Raw genomic sequence first — 6,595 nt, 5'->3', positions numbered from 1 at the left:
TGCGCACATTTTCATCAAATGGAACGTTACCCAAATACTGCAGGGAAACGTCCAGAAAACGTTCACATACCACATTGAGCTTGTTGAACAAGCCCTGTCCTTCCTGGGCGCTTCGGGTCATATTGGCAACGACCCGAAAGCGGAAGAGTCCGTACTCTTTATTCAGCAGTTTGATCAAGGCGTAAGCATCGGTAATGGAGGATGGTTCATCACACACCACTACCACCACTTCCTGAGAAGCCCTGACAAAACTGACAACGGTGTCGGAAATGCCCGCAGCCGTATCGACAATCAAAACATCAAGCTGATTACTCAGCTCACTGAACGCATTGATCAGAGCGGCGTGCTGCTGAGGACCGAGAGCGGCCATTTTCTGTACACCCGAAGACGCCGGAACGACTTTAATGCCTGCAGGACCTGTCACCAGAACATCGGACAGACTGCAATCGCCACTCAACACATCAGCCAGGTTCTTTTCAGCTTTCAGACCCAGCAATACATCAATATTGGCCAGCCCCAAATCCGCATCCAACAACACTACCCGGCGGCGCATTTCAGCCAGAGCAATACTCAGGTTTAGGGAAATATTACTTTTCCCAACGCCACCCTTACCGCCTGTTACAGCAATTACTTGTACCGGTCGTGAGGAACTCATCTAAGTCCATTCTCCTAGCAAAATGTGCTCTCGTTGTAGCCCGAAAGCTTAATCAATTTCAGGGTAAATACTGGGTCACATCAGGACACCAGCTATTCAGTCTCGCTTATCCATTTCAGGATTATCCATCTCAGAACTATCCATCTGATGACTAGCCATTTAAAAACTGGCCGTCTCAGGAATTATCCGTCTCATAGTTAATAAGCATCAAAAGACCCACCGGCTTCTTGTGCCGGTGCCTGGCTTCCCATACCGGTTTTCATCAGCGCAACCGCTTTGGAAACCAGTTTGTGTCCTTTAGCCACTTCAATATCCTGAGGAATTTCTTGGCCATTGGTGGTGTAATGAACCGCCAGTTTGTGCTCCAGCAGAACACTCATGGCTTCACCCAGGCTGCTGCTTTCATCCAGCTTGGTCAGCACACACCCCTGCAACTTCGCATTCTGGTGAGCGTGAATCGTCGCCTTCATCATTTGCAACTGGGAATTACAGGCCATCACCAAAAATTTCTGAACTTCGGGTATCACGTCTAACGCTTGCAACTGCTCTTTCAACTGAGCATCGCCCAAACGGAAACCTGCCGTGTCAATCAGTACCAGCGGACAGCCTTTGAGGCTTCTCAATACCGCCGGAAGATCGTTGTGGTCTTCCACAACTTTCACCTGAACGTTGAGAATCCGGCCTAGCGAACGCAACTGATCGTGTGCGGCGATACGATAGGTATCGGTGGTAATCAGCGCGACATTCTCTGCACCATGCTCCAGCACATAACGTGCCGCGAGCTTGGCGATCGTCGTGGTTTTTCCAACACCAGTAGGTCCAACAAAGGCAAATACACCGCCGTTCATCACCTGATCACTGGCGTTAGCAGGCAGGTAACGGGATAAGGTCGCCAGAGTATCGGCCCACGCTTCCTGAATGGTGCTGTGCTTTTTAATACGTTTAACCACCGCTTCGGCCGGACGATCACTCAGTCCCATATGTTTAAGGCGACGCATCAATCCAGAATGCAACGGTGAAGCCATTTGTGGCGTATTGGCCATGCGCGTCAGTTGCTCTTCCAGCAAAAGACGCATATCGGCCAGCTCAGACTGCAGAGACTGCAACTGTCTCTGTTGATCTTGTTGATGCATGGTTTCGTTGTAAGAGTCGCCGCGGTAAGAATCTGCATGAGCGCGGTCTGAGCGATAACGATCAGCTTCTGCTGAGTCATAACGAGAGCGGTTGTCGTAAGCAGAACGCTCGCCATAACCTGGACGATCATCATAGCCAGAGTGATCCTCATAACGGGAACGCGCCTGCTCATGAGAAACGCTCTGGGCATACGACATATTCTCGGCAGCAGGTGCACTCTGACGAGCGCCCGACATGCCAATTGGCATTTCATCCTGTTCCTGCTGCTTCTTAGCCGCCATCATTTTGATACGCGCCTGCTCAATCTCTTCTGCTAGCTCTGCAGGCGTTTTTCCGGAAGCGCTGCCGCGGAAAGCGGGTGTTGTAGTATTCGGAGTAAACTGACGCGATTGATACTCAGGCGCCACCAGTGAGGGCTCTGGAGCCGGCTGACTGTTACGCAACGCATCGTGGCTGTTTACCACTTCGTCCATTGCCAGCTGGTCATGCCAGGCACCGTCACTTCCCATGGGAACATCGCTCTGCTGAACAGACTCAGTTCTGGATAAATGACTGTTGTTAGGCAAGTGGCTATTAATTGGAGACACCGATGCGCTGTTTTCCGTCTGAGACGGCGCGCTGGTCAATATTTCGACGCCCTGCTTGACTCTTTTGCTGGACAATATAATGGCTTCAGGACCCATCTCCTGACGAACCAGTTCTAATGCCCGGCGCATGTCGCTAGCAACAAAACGTTTAACTGACATAAGTTTTCTCCATCACTCGATCGCGGTTTCTTGCGAAGAGTTTGCCTTTCGTGGCTCACAGCTGACGTGTGGTCAACGGTTAATTACTGATCGACTCCAACAGAGGCTTCAATCGTTATTTGTTTGTTATCCGGTATTTCTGTGTACGCCAGTACCGACATGTCGGGCATACTGAAGCGAACAAATTTCGCCATCATATTTCGTATCGGTGCAGCTACCAGCAATACAACGGACTTACCTTTCATTTCCTGCTTTTGCGCTACATCAATCAGTGAACGCTGAAGCTTTTCGGCCAGCTGCGGTTCAATGAAGGCTCCGCCACCGCCAGTTTTTTGTGACTGCTGAATGGACTGTAGCAATAACTGTTCCAGACCTGCTTCCAAAGTGATAACAGGCACCTCAGGCTCCTGTCCTACTATGGATTGGACGATTTGTCGGGAAAGTGCGACCCGGGCCACAGAAATCAAAGCGTCGGGATCTTGACTCGCTCCACCCGCTGACGCCAAAGCTTCGGCTATGGTTCTCATGTCCCGGATGGATACCCGCTCATGTAGCAATCCCTGCAAGACCTTAAGCAGAACATTAAGATTGACGGCTCCCGGTACCAGCTGCTCGACCAACTTCGGAGACGTTTCCTCGAGCTTATCCAGTAACTTCTGAACCTCTTCATGCCCCAGCAATTCGTAGCTGTGTTTTTGCAGGATATGATTAATCTGAGTCGCGATCACAGTACTGGGATCCACTACCGTGTAGCCGAGTGTTTGCGCTTTATCTTTCTTATCAGGATCGATCCAGACAGCTTCCAGACCGAAAGCCGGATCCGTCGTATTGATACCGTCAATCTGACCAAAGACCTGACCGGGGTTAATCGCCAGCTCTTTTTCCGGATAGACTTCCGCCTCACCCAGCGTGACACCCATCAGGCTGATGCGATAACCGTTGGGCAGGAGATCCAGGTTGTCCCGGATGTGTACAGACGGAACCAGAAAACCAACATCCTGAGAGAGCTTCTTGCGGACTCCTTTGATTCGTCCCAGCAGCTCTCCCCCCTGGTTTTTATCCACCATCGGAATCAGGCGATAGCCCACTTCCAGCCCGACCACATCAACCGGTTGAACATCATCCCAGCCAATGTCCGCAGATTCTGCCTGGCCAGAGTTATTATCGAGAGTGACTGCGCCGCCCTGCTGAGAGACCGGTGCAGGGACCTGCCCACCAGCCGCCGCCGATTTCACGGTAGGCAGATTGGGTTTTCCTTCAGACGCAGCAACCTCTGCCTGATGCTTCTTGTAATACAGATACAGCGCCAGACCGGCAGCCAGTAGTGCTAGACCGAGGAAAGAGACGTGCGGCATACCTGGGATAGCACCCATGATAAACAGCACGATAGAGGCGACACCCAGAGCCTTGGGCGAATCAAACATCTGACGCATGACTTGATTACGCATGTCTTCTGAGCTGTTAACACGCGTCACCATAATGGCTGCTGCTGTGGAAAGCAGCAGAGAAGGAATCTGAGCGACGAGACCATCACCGATAGTCAGTAAGATGTACTTCTCCAGCGCATCCTGAAACTCCAGGTCGTGCTGAACCATGCCGACAATCAATCCACCAAAGATATTGAGAACCAAAATCAGAATGCCCGCCATGGCATCACCACGGACGAACTTACTGGCACCGTCCATCGCCCCATAAAAATCGGCTTCTGAGGCCACGTCTTCACGGCGGGTACGGGCTTCGTCCTGATCGATGAGTCCGGCGTTCAGATCCGCATCAATGGCCATCTGTTTACCGGGCATGGCATCAAGGGTAAAACGTGCACTCACTTCCGAAATTCGTCCAGCACCCTTGGTCACTACGACAAAGTTGATGATCATCAAAATGATGAAGATGATAATACCCACCGCGTAGTTACCGCCGATGACTACCTCACCAAACGCTTGAATCACCTTACCTGCCGCATCTCCCCCCTCGTGGCCTTCAAGCAACACAACTCGGGTTGACGCTACGTTCAACGCCAACCGCAACAGGGTTGCCACTAGCAGAATGGTGGGGAACGCAGCAAAGTCCAAAGGTCTCAGGCTATAGATACCAACCAGCAACACAACAATGGACAAGGCAATGTTGAACGAGAAAAACATGTCCAACAGGAAAGGCGGCAGCGGCAATGTCATCATGCCCAACAACATCAGCAGCAAAATAGGAATGCCCAGGTTGCCCTGTCCTACGCTGAGAACATGATTGAACGCCGTTTTGCGATCGATACCACGAGCAAATTGACGGAACTCTGTGAATTGTTGTGAGGCCATAGAAAACGGTTTCTTGACGTTGCGTGTATTTTTGTAAACACATCGCAAGAAGCGTACCTATTTGAACCGCTTCACAAAAAAACTGTATTAGCCAGAAACAATTAAGCCTGAGGACAAAAATGACTGGGAGTTTTAAAAGAGAGCCTAGCCCTGATTAGGACCCCTTGCACGAAGCCCTTAGCAGGAAGTTACTAGCTGGAAGCCCTTAGCGAGAAGTTACTCGCAGGAACACCCTGAACAGAAAGCCCCTGAACGGAAAACCATCAGGGGTCAAATTGCATGTCTTTGGGAACATCGATATTACGGGGAAAATCGGGTCTCTCGGCCTGCCCTTTGCGGTAGTTACGCAGCTGAAAGACATAAGCCAGCACCTGAGCGACTGCCATATACAGCCCTGCCGGAATCTCCTGTTCTACCTCTGTCGTATGATAGATAGCCCGAGCCAATACCGGAGACTCCATAATCTGGACATCATTGGCTTTAGCCACCTCCCGAATCTTGAGCGCGAAGAAATCTGCGCCTTTCGCAATCACGATCGGGGTTTCCATCTTTTCGGGATCGTATTTGACCGCAATGGCAAAGTGAGTTGGGTTTGTGATGACCACATCGGCCTCCGGCACCTCCGCCAACTGACGGTTATTCGCCATCTCCCGCTGCAACTGGCGGATCCGCCCTTTCACCTCGGGCTTACCTTCGGAGTCTTTCATTTCATCCTTGATATCCTGCAAGGACATCTTGAGTTTTCTGGCGTTATCCCATATCTGGAATGGCACATCGACCAGAACAATCAGAATAGTCACTGCCGACAAAATAATGGCAGCCCAGCCCGACATGAACATCGCATCCATAATTGCGGGAATGACGGCCTGATTGGAAAGCTCCAGCATATCCTGTTCCATAGACAGCAACAGAATAATGGCAAACCCGAGGATAACCAGAACCTTCGCCAAAGATTTGACCAGTTCTACCAGCCCTTTCACTCCAAACATTCGCTTCAGGCCCTCGGCCGGGTTCATGCGATTTCCCTTGGGCGCCAAACCCTTGGGATTCCACAACCATCCCCCTAAAGCAAGTGGTCCGATAATCGCCGCGATCGCTAACACTGAGAATAAAGGCAACAAAAACATGAGCGCGTCAGCAAAAGAGCTTCCCAGATGCGAAAACATCAATTCCGTATCAAAGGCAACTTCGCGCTCCAAGGTAAAGTTGTAACGCAAGATATCCATCAGGCGCTGGGACATGAACGGTGCCCAGACAAACAACCCAATAGTCCCGATGATCAGGATGGCCGAAGTGGTTAACTCACGGGATCGCGGAACCTGCCCGTCCTCACGGGCTTTTTCCAATCGTTTTGGCGTTGGCTCTTCTGTTTTTTCCTGACTGCTGTCATCACCGGCCATCAGGGAATCCTCAAGATGTTATAGAGCACGTTGAACCCCTCTTCCATAAACCGTTGATAGTTGGGAAGAAAACTGGGCATGCTGTACCAGATGATAATCAACCCCAGTACTAGAGTGAGCGGAAAGCCGACAGCAAACACATTCATTTGGGGCGCCGCACGACTCATCACACCAAACGCCAGATTCACAACCAGCAGAGAGGTTAAAACCGGCAGAGCAATCAGCAATGCTCGACTGAACATCCAGCTGCCGCTGGTGGCTATTTGCCAAAAAACATCGGTGGTAAAGCCCGTGGCCGAAATAGGAATCGTCGTAAAACTCTCAATGATCATTTGAAAGACAACAAGGTGT

At 50.9% G+C, this 6,595-nt stretch carries 5 protein-coding genes; all 5 read right to left on the bottom strand.

Annotated features, from left to right (window positions below; all coding sequences use genetic code 11):
- Window positions 1-655, bottom strand: a 655-nt coding sequence (locus ACTG33_RS15400) for a MinD/ParA family protein (RefSeq protein ID WP_439136109.1), incomplete at its 3' end; no start/stop codon positions are given.
- 197 nt (window positions 656-852) lie between these two features.
- On the bottom strand, window positions 853-2,535 hold the full coding sequence (gene flhF / locus ACTG33_RS15395; protein WP_439136108.1) for a flagellar biosynthesis protein FlhF: 1,683 nt from the start codon (window positions 2,533-2,535) through the stop codon (window positions 853-855).
- Window positions 2,536-2,618: 83 nt separating this feature from the next.
- Window positions 2,619-4,724: a flagellar biosynthesis protein FlhA gene (gene flhA / locus ACTG33_RS15390; RefSeq protein ID WP_439136110.1), complete on the bottom strand. Its 2,106-nt coding sequence runs from the start codon at window positions 4,722-4,724 to the stop codon at window positions 2,619-2,621.
- Between the two features lie 383 nt (window positions 4,725-5,107).
- Window positions 5,108-6,244, bottom strand: coding sequence for a flagellar biosynthesis protein FlhB (gene flhB / locus ACTG33_RS15385; RefSeq protein WP_439136107.1), 1,137 nt, complete (start codon window positions 6,242-6,244; stop codon window positions 5,108-5,110).
- Window positions 6,244-6,595: flagellar biosynthetic protein FliR (locus ACTG33_RS15380; RefSeq protein WP_439136106.1), on the bottom strand; the 352-nt coding region annotated here is incomplete at its 5' end. The genes flhB and ACTG33_RS15380, both read right to left, overlap by 1 nt.

The sequence above is a fragment of the Pseudomaricurvus sp. genome (assembly GCF_965662505.1).
Classification (GTDB): Bacteria; Pseudomonadota; Gammaproteobacteria; order Pseudomonadales; family Cellvibrionaceae; genus Pseudomaricurvus.
The sequence above is the reverse complement of the archived record's forward strand: the minus strand, read 5'-3'. Positions and strand labels throughout refer to the sequence as shown.